8 protein-coding genes, 1 tRNA gene and 1 pseudogene are annotated in these 16,030 nt (G+C 57.1%); 4 read left to right on the plus strand and 6 right to left on the minus strand.

The window, feature by feature from the left end:
* The first annotated feature begins 314 nt into the window (after positions 1-314).
* A complete protein-coding gene (gene dnaE, locus Tam1G_RS06025) occupies positions 315-3,896 on the plus strand; it encodes a DNA polymerase III subunit alpha (protein WP_101625804.1) in 3,582 nt (1,193 codons plus the stop codon).
* 128 nt (positions 3,897-4,024) lie between these two features.
* Here dnaE and Tam1G_RS06030 read toward each other — a convergent pair whose 3' ends face one another.
* The 3 genes from Tam1G_RS06030 to purT form a co-directional block, all read right to left on the minus strand.
* The gene (locus tag Tam1G_RS06030) at positions 4,025-7,777 is read right to left on the minus strand and encodes a phosphoribosylformylglycinamidine synthase (RefSeq protein ID WP_101625805.1); all 3,753 of its coding nucleotides are present in this window, start codon (positions 7,775-7,777) and stop codon (positions 4,025-4,027) included.
* A gap of 72 nt (positions 7,778-7,849) precedes the next feature.
* Positions 7,850-8,599 carry a phosphoribosylaminoimidazolesuccinocarboxamide synthase gene (gene purC / locus Tam1G_RS06035; RefSeq protein ID WP_100494433.1) on the minus strand — a complete coding sequence of 250 codons (750 nt, stop codon included), beginning with the start codon at positions 8,597-8,599 and terminating at the stop codon, positions 7,850-7,852.
* A gap of 75 nt (positions 8,600-8,674) precedes the next feature.
* On the minus strand, positions 8,675-9,970 hold the full coding sequence (purT, locus tag Tam1G_RS06040) for a formate-dependent phosphoribosylglycinamide formyltransferase (protein WP_101625816.1): 1,296 nt from the start codon (positions 9,968-9,970) through the stop codon (positions 8,675-8,677).
* Positions 9,971-10,182: 212 nt separating this feature from the next.
* Between purT and Tam1G_RS06045 the strand changes: the two genes are divergently transcribed.
* Together Tam1G_RS06045 and Tam1G_RS06050 are read left to right on the plus strand one after the other, a co-directional pair.
* Positions 10,183-11,379: a pyridoxal phosphate-dependent aminotransferase gene (locus tag Tam1G_RS06045; RefSeq protein ID WP_242689666.1), complete on the plus strand. Its 1,197-nt coding sequence runs from the start codon at positions 10,183-10,185 to the stop codon at positions 11,377-11,379.
* A gap of 96 nt (positions 11,380-11,475) precedes the next feature.
* Positions 11,476-12,636 carry a glycosyltransferase gene (locus Tam1G_RS06050; protein ID WP_101625806.1) on the plus strand — a complete coding sequence of 387 codons (1,161 nt, stop codon included), beginning with the start codon at positions 11,476-11,478 and terminating at the stop codon, positions 12,634-12,636.
* A gap of 153 nt (positions 12,637-12,789) precedes the next feature.
* On the opposite strand, the gene Tam1G_RS06055 is transcribed toward Tam1G_RS06050, so the two are convergent.
* Positions 12,790-13,815 carry a threonine aldolase family protein gene (locus Tam1G_RS06055; protein ID WP_033889607.1) on the minus strand — a complete coding sequence of 342 codons (1,026 nt, stop codon included), beginning with the start codon at positions 13,813-13,815 and terminating at the stop codon, positions 12,790-12,792.
* A gap of 106 nt (positions 13,816-13,921) precedes the next feature.
* Positions 13,922-13,997 (minus strand) — tRNA-His (locus Tam1G_RS06060).
* 353 nt (positions 13,998-14,350) lie between these two features.
* Here Tam1G_RS06060 and Tam1G_RS06065 point away from each other — a divergent pair.
* Entirely contained in the window at positions 14,351-15,412 is a 1,062-nt protein-coding gene (locus Tam1G_RS06065; protein ID WP_101625807.1) for a bile acid:sodium symporter family protein, read from the plus strand.
* 155 nt (positions 15,413-15,567) lie between these two features.
* Here Tam1G_RS06065 and Tam1G_RS06070 read toward each other — a convergent pair.
* A pseudogene (locus Tam1G_RS06070) lies at positions 15,568-16,030 on the minus strand (integrase catalytic domain-containing protein); the annotation flags it as partial.

Below are 16,030 nucleotides of genomic sequence, written 5' to 3' on the forward strand. Positions count from 1 at the left end.
GGTCAATCCGTATTCCAGCGACCGCTGCAGAAGAAAAGAAACTCAATAAGGGAGAGCTGTTGAAGGCTGCGAATAAGCAAGACAAGGATGTGATTGAGCGTATGTATTCGCCGGTTGCCGAGACGTATGGTTACACGGTGAATGTGATTACTACTGAGCTGGAGCGCTGAATTCGACCTTAATGGTTGATCTGGCAAGGGCGGTGCGGGAGATTGAAATGCTCCCGCGCCGCCCTTGTCATACCATCCGAATCGGATGTTGCATATCCGGTACTTATCTACCGGTAGCCATTATTGGAATATACGGTTCGACACATGAGTGGAACCGGGAGTTTTGTGCATTTGCACAATCACACGCATTACTCGTTACTGGACGGTGCATCTAGAATCCCTGATCTGGTGAATCGGGTAGCCGAACTTGGCATGCCGGCCGTTGGCATTACCGATCACGGCAATATGCACGGCGCGTACGAACTGTGGCGCAACGCCATAGACCATGACATCAAGCCGATCATCGGTATTGAAGCGTACATAACGCCGGAAACAGCGCGTCAGGACTCTACGCGCGTCAACTGGGACACGGCCTGGAACCCCAATCTTGACGAGAAGCATCGCCGCCGCAACCCGAACGACGTGTCTGGAGGCGGCTGGTATACGCATCTGACCATGTGGGCGGAAACCGACGAGGGGCTTTCCAACCTCATCAAGGCATCCTCTATCGCGAATCTTGAAGGACGAGTGGCGAAATATCCGCGCATGGACAAGGATGTGCTTTCTCGATATTCGAGGGGTGTGATTGCCTCGTCGGGTTGTCCGTCGGGCATCGTCCAAACTCGTCTGCGGCTTGGCCAGTTCGACGAGGCGTTGCGCGCAGCGGGCGAGTTGCAGGATATCTTCGGCAAAGACAATTTCTTCATCGAGTTGATGAATCATGGTCTGGAGATTGAAAACCAGGTATCTAATGATTTGCTGATGATTGCGAGGAAACTGAAGGCGCCGTTGCTCGCCACGAATGATTCACATTACGTGTGCGCCGAAGACGCGAGTGCTCAGGATGCGATGCTGTGTATCAATTCGGGTGCGCGTCTGGCCGATCCGGACCGGTTCAAGTTTGCTGGTACGGGTTATTACATCAAGTCGGCCGGGGAGATGCGCGAGTTATTCCGGGATTTGCCTGAGGCATGTGCCAATACATTGGCTATTGCTGAGCGTTGCAATGTCATGTTCGATGACAACGAAGACGGCGCATTTATGCCGAGGTTTCCCTGCCCTGATGGTTGGGATGAAACCGGCCTGTTTTTGAAGAAGGTCGAAGAGGGCCTTGAACATCGCTATGACGGTAATCCGCCGTTGGAGGTGCTGAAGCAGGCGGATTACGAGTGTGGCGTAATCTGCCAGATGCAGTTCTGTGGCTATTTCCTGGTGGTGGCGGACTACATCAATTGGGCTAAAACGCACGGTGTAATGGTCGGCCCAGGTCGTGGCTCGGCCGCTGGTGCGATGGTGGCCTATGCACTGGGTATCACGGAGTTGGATCCGTTGAAACATGGATTGATATTCGAACGTTTTCTGAACCCGGAGCGCGTGAGTTTGCCTGATATTGATGTGGATTTCGACCCGGTCGGCCGTGCGAAGGTGCTTGAATACGTGGCTGACAAGTATGGGCATGACAAGGTGGCGCAATGTGTGATTTACGGCACGATTAAGACGAAACAGGCTCTGAAGGATTCGGCGCGCATCATGGGCTACGACTTTTCGGTGGGTGATGCAGCTACCAAGGCGCTGCCTCCGGCTGAAACAGGCGGCAAGGACATCAGCCTGCATGACATTTTCAATCCGAATGCGGAACGGTATGCTGAGGCGCGCGAATATCGTGAACTGCACGATTCCAATCCGAATGTCAGGCGCATCACCGAGGAAGCTCAGGGAATCGAGGGGCTTATTCGTCAAACCGGCGTGCACGCTTGCGCCACCATCATGGGCAGCATTCCCATCACCGATGTTTCACCTTTGCTGGAACGCAAGGATGGCACTATCACCACTACGTTCGAATACCATACGTGCGAAACGTTGGGCTTGGTCAAGATGGATTTCCTGGGGTTGTCCAATTTGACGGTCATTCGTGACACGCTCAGCAATATTGAGGCGAATGGTAAACCGGCCATCGACTACACGAAGATTCCGTTAGACGACAAGCCGACCTATCAGCTGCTCTCTCGAGGAGACACACTCGGTGTATTCCAGCTCGATTCCGATGGCATCAGATCCCTGCTCAAAACTATGAAACCTACCTGCTTTAACGATGTCGCCGCGTTGATTGCCCTGTACCGGCCTGGGCCGATGGGCATGCGATCGCACACCATGTACGCGAGACGCAAGAACGGTCTGGAGCCAGTCGAACCCATTCACCCCGAACTGGATGAACCGTTGAGACAGGTGCTGGGTGAAACGTACGGTCTGATTATTTATCAGGAGCAGGTACAGTCCGCCGCTCGAATCTTGGCAGGTTATTCGCTTGGCAAAGCAGATGTGCTGCGTCGAGCGATGGGTAAAAAGAAACCTGAAGTATTGGCTCGCGAGAAAGTGCCGTTCTTTGCCGGTATGAAGGAACATGGTTATTCCGAGGAAGCAGCTGAAGCCATCTGGAGGATTCTGGTTCCGTTTTCTGAATATGCGTTCAACAAGGCGCATTCTGCTGCGTATGGCTTGATTTCCTACTGGACTGCCTACCTGAAGACTCACTACCCGGTGGAGTTCATGGCTGCTTTGCTGCAGGGTGCGGCCTCGAACAAGGATAAGACTGCCTTGTATCTCGGCGAAGCGCGCCGCATGGGCATCCAGGTGCTTTCCCCGGATATCAACGAGTCGGTTTATGAGTATTCCGCTGTGGGCAATGACATACGCTTCGGCCTCGGAGCAATCCGCAACGTAGGCAAGCAGGCCGTTGCCGAAATCATTGCCGAACGTGAAGGGCCACGCGGCCAATACAAGGATTTCATGGATTTCATCCGTCGTATTCCGTTGATGGTACTGAGCCGCCAGCTGATTGATTCCCTCATCAAGGCTGGTGCGTTTGATTCCACCGACTCCAGTCGCCGTGCTTTGAACGTCGTGAGCGATGCTGCTATTAATGTGATGATTCCGATTAAGCGCAAGCAGGAGCAAGGTCAGTTTGATCTGTTCTTCGATGATGAGGCTGGCGGGGTTGATGCTATGTGTGATGCTGGCATTACCGTGCCTGACGTAGAGGAGTGGGATAAGAAGACTAGGCTGAATTTCGAGCGTGAGGTGCTTGGCCTGTATGTGTCCGATCATCCGCTTTCTGGTATGCAGGCAGTGTTGGCTGGCTTGCGTGAGATGCCAATCGCGCATTTGATTGATCGGGCTAAGACGATGCCTGATGATCAGCAGGTAACGCTTGCGGGTTTGATTACCGGTGTGGATCGGCGTGTGTCGAAGAAGGGCAATCCGTGGGCGATCGTGACGATCGAGGATATGGAGAGCAGTATCCAGTGCATGTTCTTCGGTAAAGCGTATGAAGCTGCGGCCTCTGAGCTGGTTTTGGATTCCGTGGTACAGATTCGCGGCCATGTGGAATTGCGCGATGAGACTGTATCACTACGTGCCGCAGAGTTGCAGGTCCTTAACCTAGAGGATGGCAATACGCGTTCACTGACTATCATCTTGCCGTGGAACGCAGCCCATCGCGCGAACATGAACAGGCTCAGGCCAGTGCTGCTGAAATACCCGGGGCTCTGTGAAACTCAACTCGCTCTATTGGATGGGCAAGGCAATGCTCAGGTGCTCACACTTGGTGATCGGTTCCGTGTCAAACGAGACGCAGCGCTGTTCGCCGAACTCAAAAGTCTTTTCGGACCAAGATGCCTCGCTAACTAGTTGCGGGTTTGCAAGTATCCAAACCAACCATTGTGTTGTGCTGATTATCTTGGAATAACAAAGAATGGCCTTCCGTATGGTCGGAAGGCCATTCTTAGCTGTACTGCTATTCAGTAGCCGTTACTCAATCAGGCGGCGAAGTACTCTACGCCGGCCTCGAAGATTGGCTGGTACTTATCGCCGGGCACGTTCACGTACAGGCCGTTGCCGGAACGTTCGGAGTGACCCATCTTGCCGAACACGCGGCCGTCCGGGCTGGTGATGCCTTCGATGGCCAGGAGCGAACCGTTCGGGTTCACGTCGAGATCCATGCCGGGCACGCCCGCCTCGTTCACGTACTGGGTGGCGATCTGACCGTTGGCCTTGAGCTGGGCTAGCACCTCGTCGGAGGCCACGAAACGGCCTTCGCCGTGGGAAATGGCCACGGTGTGCACATCGCCAACAGAGGTCTTGGCGAGCCACGGGGACAGGTCGGAGGCGACGCGCGTACGCACCAGTCGGCTCTGGTGACGGCCGATGGTGTTGAACGTCAGCGTCGGGCATTCGGCGGTCATCGGCACGATGTCTCCGAACGGCACCAGCCCCAGCTTGATCAGCGCCTGGAAGCCGTTGCAGATGCCGAGCATCAGGCCATCGCGGTTCTTCAGCAGGTCGCGCACCGCTTCGGTGACGGCCGGAGCGCGGAAGAACGCGGTGATGAACTTGGCGGAACCGTCCGGCTCATCGCCACCGGAGAAGCCGCCAGGAATCATCACGATCTGGCTCTTGTTGATTTCCTCAACCAGAGCGGCGGTGGATTCAGCTACGGCAGCCGGGGTCAGGTTGTTGATCACCAGCGTGTGCGCTTCGGCGCCGGCACGCTCGAAGGCGGCGGCGGAATCGTACTCGCAATTGTTGCCCGGGAACACCGGGATGATGACGCGCGGCTTGGCCACGCCGGTACCCGTGTACACGGTCTTCTTCACGCCAGCGGCCTCAGTGTGGAAGTCGATGGTCTCCACAGTCTGGCCCTTTTCGGTGCCCTTGGAACGGTACGGGAACACGGACTCGATGCCGCCTTCCCAAGCGTTCTGCAGCTCGGCCAAGTCAATGGTTTCGCCGGCGGCGCTGAATGCGTATGCCTCGGTGGTCACGCCGATTTCGCCCACCTCGACCAGGTTGGAGACGGCCGGAATCTTCTCGTTGTCCTTGAGCTCCACGATGAACGAGCCATAAGCCGGAGCGAACAGGTCGTCGGCGGTGATGCTATCGTTCAGTTCCACGCCGATACCGTTGCCCACGGTCATCTTGAACAGGGCCTCGGCGGTGCCGCCGTAACCCGGAGTGGAGACGGCCAGGGCGGTGTGGAAGTCGGTGAGTTCCTCGACCAGAGCGAAGGCGTCAAGCAGTGCGTCCTTATCCGGAGTCAGGCCATCGGCCAGGTAACGCGGTGCGATACGCACGATGCGGTGGCCGGCACCCTTGAACTCAGGGGAGGTGGCGCGCTTCATGTTGCCCACGGCCACGGCGAAGGAAATCAGGGTCGGAGGCACGTCCAGATCCTCGAAGGAACCGGACATGGAATCCTTACCGCCAATAGCGCCAGCGCCCAGATCAACCTGAGCCATCAAAGCGCCGAGCACAGCCGCAGTCGGCTTGCCCCAGCGTTCCGGCTCGTCGCGCAGCTTCTCGAAGTATTCCTGGAAGCTCAGGTACGCCTTCTCATGCTCGAAGCCGGCGGCCACCAGCTTGGCCAGCGACTCGACCACGGACAGGTAAGCACCGGTGAACTGGTTCTTCTCCATGATGTACGGGTTGAAGCCCCAAGCCATCGCGGAAGCGGTGGTGGTCTCACCGAACACCGGGAACTTGGCCACCATGGCCTCGTTCGGAGTGAGCTGCTTGACGCCACCGAACGGCATCAGCACCGTGCCGGCGCCAATGGTGGAATCGAAGCGCTCGGACAGGCCCTTGTTGGATGCCACGTTGAGGTTGGTCACTAGAGCGTGGAAGCGATCGGAGAGGGAACCCGTGGTCCACTCGGACGGCACGGCGTAGGCCTGCTGGGCTTCGACGTGCACAATCTGATGCTTGGAAGCACCGTTGGAGGCCAGGAACTCGCGGGAAAGATTCACAATCTCATCGCCGTTCCAGGTCATCACCATGCGCGGATCCTCGGTCACAGTGGCGATCACGGTAGCTTCAAGGTTCTCCTCGCGGGCGTAGCCGAGGAACTCGTCCACATCTTCGGCGGCAACGTCCACGGCCATACGCTCCTGGGATTCGGAGATGGCCAGTTCGGTACCGTCCAGACCCTCGTACTTCTTCGGCACGGTGTTCAGGTCCACGTACAGGCCGTCAGCCAGCTCGCCGACCGCCACGGAAACACCACCAGCGCCGAAATCGTTGCAACGCTTGATCAGACGGCAGGCATCGCCACGGCGGAACAGACGCTGCAGCTTGCGCTCCACCGGAGCATTACCCTTCTGCACCTCAGCGCCATCGAGCTCCAGAGACTCCACATTATGAGCCTTGGAAGCGCCGGTTGCGCCGCCGATGCCGTCACGGCCGGTGCGGCCACCCAGCAGGATGATCTTGTCGCCCGGAGCCGGGGTCTCACGGCGCACATGATCGGCCGGAGTGGCGGCCACCACAGCGCCAACCTCCATGCGCTTGGCCACATAGCCCGGGTGATAGATCTCATCCACCTGACCGGTGGCCAGACCGATCTGGTTGCCGTAGGAGCTGTAGCCAGCAGCAGCGGTGGTCACTAGCTTGCGCTGCGGGAGCTTGCCTTCCAGAGTCTGGGAGACCGGAACGGTCGGGTCGGCGGCACCGGTCACGCGCATGGCCTGATACACGTAGGAACGGCCAGACAGAGGATCGCGGATGCATCCGCCGATGCAGGTGGCAGCGCCACCGAACGGTTCGATTTCGGTGGGGTGGTTGTGGGTTTCGTTCTTGAACAGGAACAGCCAGTCCTCATCGTGGCCGTTCACATCAACCTTGACCTTAACGGTGCAGGCGTTGATTTCCTCGGACTCATCGAGGCCGGTGAGGATGCCGTTCTTCTTGAGCCACTTGGCGCCAATGGTGCCCATGTCCATCAGGCACACTGGCTTGGCGTCGCGGCCGAGTTCGTGACGCATTTCAAGGTAGCGGTCGAATGCGGCCTTGACTACGGCGTCATCGATGTTCACTTCGTCCAGTTCGGTGCCGAATGTGGTGTGGCGGCAGTGGTCGGACCAGTAGGTGTCGATCACCTTGATTTCGGTGATGGTAGGCTCGCGGCCCTCCTCGGCGAAGTACTTCTGGCAGAATTCCAAATCGGCAAGGTCCATTGCGAGACCACGCTCGTCAATGAACTTCTGGCCGGCCTCGGCATCCATCTCATCGAAGCCCTTGATGACTTCCACCTTGCCGGGCACCGGCACCTGGGTCTTCAGGGTTTCCTTGGTATCGAGGCTTGCCTCGCGGGCCTCAACCGGGTTGATGACGTAATGCTTGATGGTCTCAACATCAGCGTCGGTCAGATCGCCTTCGAGCGCGTAGACCTTGGCGGAACGCACGGTTGGGCGCTCACCTTGAGAGATGAGCTGGATGCATTCGGCTGCGGAATCAGCGCGCTGATCGAACTGGCCGGGCAAGAACTCGGTGGCGAACACTTTGGCGCCGCCAAAGTCAGGCAGGTCGTAGGAGACATTGTCCACCTGAGGTTCGCTGAACACGGTGGGCACAGTCTGGTTGAACAGGTCTTCGGAAATGCCTTCAGCATCGTAACGATTGACGATACGCAGGCCCTTCAAACCCGTGACGCCCAGAATGGTGCGCAGTTCGCCGGCGAGCTGCTGCGCTTCGACGTCAAAGCCGGGCTTCTTTTCCACATAAACGCGGAAAACCATGAAAATCCTTTCCTAACAATCGTAAAAAGACAAATTGGCTCCCTTCGTCAGAGGGGAGCCAAAAGAAATGAATCAGGCGACTTCGATGCCTTCGGACTTGGCCAGCTCGGCCAGACGACCCTCAATCTCCTCGTAAGCCGGGATGATGGAGCCCAGACCGCGGCGGAACAGATCCTTGTCTAGGTGCTCCACCTTGCCGGAGTGATCGCGCTGATCCCACAGACGGCAGGAATCCGGGGTAATCTCATCGGCTAGCAGCAGCGTGCCATCGGAAGCGCGACCCATCTCGATCTTGAAGTCCACGAGCTTGACATCGATCTTGGCGAAGATGTCAATCAGTGCTTCATTGATCTTGCGAGCCAGCGGAGCGATTTCGGCGAGATCCTCGCGGGTGCACACGCCCAGAGCCACCAGGTCATCATCGTTCACGAACGGATCGTGCAGATCATCGTTCTTCAGGAAGTACTCGAGCACCGGCTCCTTGAGCGGCAGGCCCTCTTCAACGCCCAGACGGGAGCAGAAGTGGCCGGCTGCGGTGTTGCGCAGCACAATCTCCAGCGGGAACATGTCCATCTTGCGCACCAGCTGAGCGGTGTCGTTCACACGCTTGACGAGGTGGCTGTTGATGCCGCGAGCCTTGAGCAGGTCGAAGATGATAGTGGTGATGAGGTTATTCAGACGGCCCTTGCCGGTGAAGTCCTCTTTTTTCTCACCGTCGCCAGCGGTGGCGGTGTTCTTGTATTCGACCCACAGGATATCGGGATCGTCGGTTGCGTACAGTTGCTTGGCCTTGCCCTCGTAGAGCTTTTCCAGCTTCTCCATAACTCGCCTTTCAGGAGTGGAATTCTGGGTGAACTAACGGTAAAAGGGTATCAACGATAGCTGACACTCAGCGGGTTATCGAACGTCGATTTGTAATGCATCGGCGACTCGTCCTGCCTTGGCTCGCGCGTCGGCTTCATCGGCACCAATAGCCAGTGCTACGGCCATGCGGCGGTGACCGTGCACTTCCGGCTTGGAGAAGATACGCAAATCGGTGCCAGGCTCGGCCAACGCCCTGGCGGCATTGGTGAATTCGGCCTCACCGTCGCCGGCAACTACAATCGCATGGCTGGCAGCAACAGCGCCGTTTGGCAAGCTTAAAGCCACATGATCTGCGGTAATCGGCAAGCCCAGGATTGCGCGCGCATGCAGGGCGAACTCACTCAAACGCTGAGAAGCCATCGTCACCATACCCGTGTCGTGTGGGCGAGGGGAGACCTCATTGAACAGCACCGAGCCATCAGTCAATACAAACAATTCCACGCCAAATACACCCCAACCGGTTTCACCGGCCTTACGCGCGCGGGCCACCAGCCCCTCCACGGCACCGCGAGCAATCAGCTGCGCCTGCGCCAACACAGCCTCAGAAGATGCGGCTGGCTGCCAGGACTCGCGGTAGTCGCCGGATTCCTGACGCTGCCCAATCGGAGCACAGGTCACAATACCAGCCGAAGAGCTCACAGTCAGCACAGTCAACTCATAATCCAAAGGAGCCAAAGCCTCCACAATCACACGGGACACGTCGCCTTCATCGGCGGCACGGCGACCCTCCTGAGCTTCCACCCAAGCCGCATCAATTGCATCCGCGGAACGTACCACGGACTGACCATGACCAGACGAGCTCATCACCGGCTTGACCACGCACGGATAGCCCACTTCGGCAGCGCCGGCGCGCAGCTCTTCCAGAGAACCAGCGAAACGATACGGTGTGGTCGGCAATCCCAGCTCCTCATGAGCCAGCACGCGCAAACGTTCGCGGTCCATGCAAATCGCTGCAATCTCAGCGCTTGGCACCACCTGAGCTCCAGCGGCAGCGGCTCCTGCCAGCACATCGGTGGCAATGGCCTCCACTTCGGGCACGATAATGTCCGGCTTCACCTCATCAAACAGAGCCTGCAGCTCATCGGCGTTCGCCATATCCAGCACGCGATACTCATGCGCCACCTGCTGAGCCGGAGCTCCGGCATAGGAGTCGGCGGCGCACACCCAAGCGCCCAAGCGCATCAGCTCAATGGTGACTTCCTTGCCCAACTCGCCGGAACCCAAAAACAGTACGCGGGTGGCGTGCTTGCCCAGCGGAGTACCAAGCGGACGATGAGCGGCAAAGGAAACAAGAGAGTTGGCAACAGTATTCACAGCAGTCTCAGTCATACCCACATTGTGCCATGCCACACGAATTTTATTGCCTGTAACCTGCCATAAATACTGCATATAGACACGCCGTTGCACTGGCACAAGCAGTGCCGTACCTTATCAACTACCGGCCGATTTGTTCAGCGCGGTCGGGCCAACGTTTGAAGGGGAACACTTGCGAGGCAATGCGCTTGGAAGCTTCGCAAGTGGATGAACGAGGGGGATTGGACATGCCGGTGCAATACGAGGCACTGATTTCCAAACGAGCGGCCAATCTGCCGGGTAATCCCTTCGCCGAGGCAGATGCGAGAGTTGCGGCCGCTATCGCTCAAGGTCATGACGTTATTGACTTAAGCAAAGGCAATCCAGACGGGCAGCCTCCCGTGTTTGTTCAAGATGCACTTGCTGCCGCGGCGCATGACCCATCTGAATTCCGCTACCCTCCGTTTGATGGTTTGCCTCAGTATCTTGACGCTATCGCAGGCTGGTATGAGCGTGAGCATGGAGTCAATGTTGATTCTGCCGCCAACCTGCTCGCCACCTCCGGTTCATCAGTAGGCATTGCCACGGTGATTCAGGCGCTGATTGACCCAGGGGACACGGTGGTGGCGGTGGACCCATACTATCCGCAGTATGAAGGTTCCACAGCGGTTGCGGGCGGTCGATTCGAAACGATCCCAGCCAGTGAGTCACATGGTTTTCTGCCTGATTTGGAAGCAGTGGATTCGGCACTGTGGACGCGGGCCAAACTACTGATTCTGAATTATCCGAACAATCCCACCGGTGCGGCAGCAACTCCGGAACTGTATGCGGCTGCTGTACGGTTGGCTAAGCAATACAACTTTGTAATACTCAATGACTTTGCTTACGCGGGTTTGGAATTCGGTGGCGCTCGCTCGCTAAGCATACTGGAAACGCCGGGTGCTCTTGACGTGGCTTTGGAGTTGGGCTCACTTTCCAAAATGTATATGGTGGCTGGCTGGCGCGGTGGGTTCGTCGCCGGTAATGCTGATGTGCTGGCTGCGGTCAAGGCCGTGCACCGGCAGACTGCTGTGCTTGCCTCCAGTGTGATTCAGCATGCAGGAGCCTTGGCATTGAACTCCGACCAGTCCACGGTAGCGGAGCTGGCAGCGCAGTATCAGCATCGTTTCGAAGTAGTGCGCGATGGTCTCAGCGGTAGTGGTCTGGAAGTCAGCCAATCGCATGGTGGATTATTTGCGTGGGCGCGTGTGCCGGATGATGCCGGCGATTCGGATGCGTTTGTTGACTGGCTGCTTAAGAATGCCGGTGTGGCTCTGATTCCGGGTTCCTGCTTCGGCACAGTGGGCGATTATTGGGTTCGTATCAGTTTGCTAAGGCATACTGCTGAGCTGTATCAGGCTGTTTCGCGAATTCGTCGCGCATTGGAAACTTTGACTAAAAATTAGGCAATGCGCCTTGCAGCACACTATTTTTCGAATGTGTGCTAGCGTTTGCTCCCGCCACATGCCGGGCGATGTATGGACGTGGCTTAAGATGAGGCAATGCGTGAAAACGGGAGTGAAGAGAGCATCGACCGACCGCTGACCATTGCTTTGGTGGTGGATACGGTGGGCAATCAGGGTAACGGTACATCGAATTCCGCATTACAGTGGGCCGCTGAACTTGAGCGTCAGGGTCATCATGTGCGATTGGTGGGAGTTGGTGCTCCCGAATATCCCGCACGTGTGAATAAGGTGCCGTTGGTCTCCTGGGTGGCTTCCAAACAGCTTATGCAGTTCGCTCAGCCGAGTGACACGTTATTTCGCACGGCTTTCCAAGGCGTAGATGTGGTGCACATCTATATGCCGTTCAAATTCGGGCGTCATGCTGCTAAGGTTGCTCGCCAAATGGGTATTCCGGTGACTGCAGGGTTCCATTTGCAGCCGGAAAACGTGTTGTATTCGGCAGGTCCGTTGCGCCATATTCCAGGGATTTCGAGCTTCTTGTACTGGCTATTCAAGCATTGGCTGTACAAGCGAATCGACCATATTCATGTGCCTACCGAAATGACCGCCAGTTTGCTGCGTGCGCATGGATACAAGGCGAAGTTGCATGTGATTTCTAATGGATATTCACCAGCGTATAAGCCGTTGAAGTCGGTTGATCCGGCGGCTCCCACTCCAGTGCCGTTCCGCATTATCGCTTCTGGTCGACTGGCCCGCGAAAAGGATCAGATCACGCTGATTAAAGCAATTTCCATGTCTCGCCATGCTGCGGATATTCAACTGGTGATTGCCGGAACTGGGCCGTTGCGCCGGTACCTGTCATTCCGTGCTGGGCGACGCTTGGCGCGTAAGGCAGATATTGGTTTCCATAAGCATGCCGAAATGCCGGAATTGCTGCGGTCAGGTGATTTGTTCGTGCACTGTTCGATTGCGGATATTGAATCCGTAAGCGTTATCGAAGCGATGGCCTGTGGCCTTGTGCCGGTGATTGCCGCTTCCGAATTGTCTGCGGCAAGCCAGTTTGCGTTGCTGGATGAGTCGCTGTTCCCCGTGCGTGATGCCGCTTTACTGGCGCGTCGCATCGACTGGTGGATTTCACATCAGCAAGAGCGCGCCGAGTGGAGCGCCAAATACGCTGAGAATACCAAAGCTCATTATTCTGTGGAGGCCTCGGTCCACAAGTTCGTGGACATGGAACGTGAGGCTATCAGGGAATAGCCTCACGTGATTGAGTGCTCAATGACCGTGGCGGTTGTAATGCACTGTATGCCGGACACGCTCCGGGCCGCTCAGGCCAAGTCTTTACGGTCCGGCACATAGTGCATTACAACCGCTACTCCGTTAGTGTCAATGTGTTATTGGTGCGCCTGTTTACAGCAGCTCGATAAGCTGATTGACCTCTTCTTCGGTGGTGGACCAGCTGGTGCAGATGCGCATCACGGTGTGGGTATCATCGGCCTTTTCGGTGAATCCAAGCTTCACATGCTGTGCCAAACGGTCGATGGTCGGCTGATCGAGAGTCACGAAAATCTGGTTAGTCGGGGCCTCGAAGGTGAGCTGGTAACCCTTGGCTTTCAATGCTTCACGGATACGGTCGGCGGCAACATTGGCATTGCGGGCGATGTTGAGGTAGAGGTTGTCGGTGAACAGTGCATCGAACTGTGCGCCCAGCACGAATCCCTTGGCCAGCAATGCGCCATGCTGCTTGATTTGCGTGAGGAAATGCTTCGGTGTGTTGTTCTTGGTGAACACCACGGCCTCACCGAACAGCGCACCAACCTTGGTGCCGCCGATGTAAAACACATCAGCAATGCGGGCCAGATCGGGCAGGGTCAGATTGCTGCCGGTGGCAGTCAGCGCATAGCCAAGGCGCGCTCCGTCCACAAACAGCGGCATGTCATACCGATGTGCGACTTTGGCTAGTGCCTCCAGCTCGGCTTTGCTATACATAGTGCCGTATTCGGTGCTTTGTGATACGTACACGCAGCCGGGGAAAACCATGTGCTCGTAATTGCCGTCCGCATAGAAGGTCTTGCAGAACTCATCAAGCTCATTCGCATCCATCTTGCCGTTGTGATGGGGGAGCGTGAGTACTTTGTGCCCGCTGAATTCAATAGCGCCGGCTTCATGCACGTTCGGATGGCCGGAAGTCACGGTGACTACGCCTGCGTAGACGGGAGTGATGGTGTCAATCACCACTTGATTGGTTTGCGTGCCACCAACCAGGAACCAAACGTCGGCGTCTGGGCAGTCGCAGGCTTCGCGAATCTTTGCCTTGGCCTGAGCAGTCAGTTCATCTGAGCCATAGCCGGAATACAGGTGTTCATTAGCCCGTACCACGGCATTGAGCACAGACGGGTGAGCGGCGCGGGAATAATCATTCTCAAAAGACAGCATTGCGAATCTTTCTTTTTGTGGCTCGTAAAGCAATAGCCTCGAGTCTACAACGCTGGTTTGTATGGCGCAGAAAACGAAAAACCCCTCCGACTTATCGGAGGGGTACTGGGGTGGCCAACGCGGCTCGAACGCGCGACCTTCTGAACCACAATCAGATGCTCTACCAACTGAGCTATGGCCACCATCGATGCACAATCACACAGTGCTTTTGCGCAACAGATGGATACTATACACGAGTTTCTCGTGCTGTGCGCATCGGCGTGTCGTGATGGGTGCTGTTGTTCGAAAAGCTCATTGTTGCAGCGATTTTTCACTGTTTGTTGCCTTTTCCGATGCGGATGAGTGCAGCCATGCCGCAGAGCGGGGATATGGGCTACCTCGACGTGAAAGGAAAGTTTGCGATGTTTCATGCGTGATACATCCGCATTGTTCAGGCAAATGTGACTACGCCCACAATGTGAACACTGTGTTTCTCCTACGTCTTTGCTGGCCTACTTTCGTACCTTGACATTTCCAAACGAGAGAGAGAAACACTATGGAAAAGGTTAAAGCGTTCGCCGATTGGCTGACCAAGTGGTTCACGGTCATCGTGATCGTGTGGGCCGTGTTTAACTACTTCGTGCCGCAGGCCAGCCTGTGGGGTAAGGCATACACCGGCTACATGCTGGGCATCGTGCTCTTCGGCATGGGCCTGACCCTGTCTCTGGATGACTTCAAGCGCATCCTCACCCAGCCGCTGATGGTTATCGTCGGCACCATCGCCCACTTCGTCATCATGCCGCTTATCGCTGTGCTGCTGTGCTGGATCTTCCGTCTCGATGGTGCTCTGGCCGTCGGCGTGATCCTCGTCGGCTGCTGCCCGTCCGGTACCTCCTCCAATGTGATGAGCTACCTGTCCCGTGGTGACGTGGCTCTGGACGTTTCCATCGGCATCCTCTCCACCCTGTGCGCTCCGTTCATGATCCCGCTGCTCATGCAGTGGCTGGCTTCCCAGTACGTCACTGTGCCGGTTGAGTCCCTGTTCCTCAACGCCGTCAAGGTGGTGCTCTTCCCGATCGCCCTGGGTGTGATCTGCCACATGATCTTTGGTAAGAAGATTGAAAAGGTCACTGTGGCTCTGCCTATCGTCTCTCAGGTCGCCATCCTCCTGATCATCGGCGTTGTGGTTGCCGCCAACGGCCCGAAGCTGTTCGTCGCTTCCTCCCTCATGGCTATCCCGGTGGTCATTCTGCACAACCTTTCCGGTTACGCTCTGGGCTTCGGCTTCTCCAAGCTGATGTACAAGATCTATCCGAAGGGCTTCCGTTACGCTCAGCAGAAGGCCATCACCTTCGAGGTTGGCATGCAGGACTCCGCTCTGGGCGCAACCCTGGCTCTGGCTTCCTTCGCTTCCAACCCAATCGCCGCTGTGCCGTCCACCTTCTTCTCCGTGTGGCACAACATCTCCGGTTCCATCCTTTCCAGCTGGTGGCGTAACCACGACGACAAGCACGAGATTCACTGGGATTCCGATAACGGTGAAAAGGGCTCCGCAAAGGGCGCTGACTCTGTGCATGCCTTCGATGCCGACAAGGCTGCTGCCAAGGTCGAGGCCTGATTCAGCATTGGTCTGAAACGGTAAAGCTGCACGCTTCAGACTGATTGATCTCTGAACCGCTCCTGCTTACTCCCGATTGATGTATCGCGAGGTGCCTCATTTGAAAATGAGCGCGTAATCCGGAGTGGTGCCTCACCTGTGGTGAGCGTGAAATCCTAGTCCGCGTCGGCTTGTGGGGTTTCGTCGTCTTCCGGTTCGACGCCCGCGATCCGGGCGAGCGTCTTGTTCAAGTATGCCATGTCCGGGCCCATGCGTCTGGCCAGCCGCGCGGTGCGCGGTGCCGCCAGTGCTTCGAGCCGGTCCTGGATGTCGTGGATGCGGCGGACGAGCTCGGCCGGGTTCACGGTCGCGAGCGTGTGTTCGATCTCCTCTCGCTTGTCGTCGGGTATGAAGCCGGGGCCGCCGGCGGCCCTGTCCGCCTCGTCGAACTCCTTGAGCCGCTCCCACGGGGTGCGTGGTGCGTCGTAGACGCGGCGGGGACGGCCGTCCCGGGTGCTTTCGCGCGCGACCGGCTTCTTGGACGGGGTGAACAGGTTGGCCTTGACGCGCACCAGCTCCCATAGCTCGTTGAGCAGGCCGAGCTCATCGACGGTGTACCGGTAGTAGAACGCGTGGCGG

It is taken from the genome of Bifidobacterium imperatoris (genome assembly GCF_002860405.1).
Classification (GTDB): Bacteria; Actinomycetota; Actinomycetes; order Actinomycetales; family Bifidobacteriaceae; genus Bifidobacterium; species Bifidobacterium imperatoris.

Coding starts and splice junctions, on each gene's coding strand:
- Tam1G_RS06065 (WP_101625807.1), top strand. CDS start 14,351: ATGGAAAAGGTTAAAGCGTTCGCCGATTGGCTGACCAAGTGGTTCACG.
- Tam1G_RS06055 (WP_033889607.1), bottom strand. CDS start 13,815: ATGCTGTCTTTTGAGAATGATTATTCCCGCGCCGCTCACCCGTCTGTG.
- Tam1G_RS06050 (WP_101625806.1), top strand. CDS start 11,476: ATGCGTGAAAACGGGAGTGAAGAGAGCATCGACCGACCGCTGACCATT.
- Tam1G_RS06030 (WP_101625805.1), bottom strand. CDS start 7,777: ATGGTTTTCCGCGTTTATGTGGAAAAGAAGCCCGGCTTTGACGTCGAA.
- dnaE (WP_101625804.1), top strand. CDS start 315: ATGAGTGGAACCGGGAGTTTTGTGCATTTGCACAATCACACGCATTAC.
- purC (WP_100494433.1), bottom strand. CDS start 8,599: ATGGAGAAGCTGGAAAAGCTCTACGAGGGCAAGGCCAAGCAACTGTAC.
- Tam1G_RS06045 (WP_242689666.1), top strand. CDS start 10,183: ATGCCGGTGCAATACGAGGCACTGATTTCCAAACGAGCGGCCAATCTG.
- purT (WP_101625816.1), bottom strand. CDS start 9,970: ATGACTGAGACTGCTGTGAATACTGTTGCCAACTCTCTTGTTTCCTTT.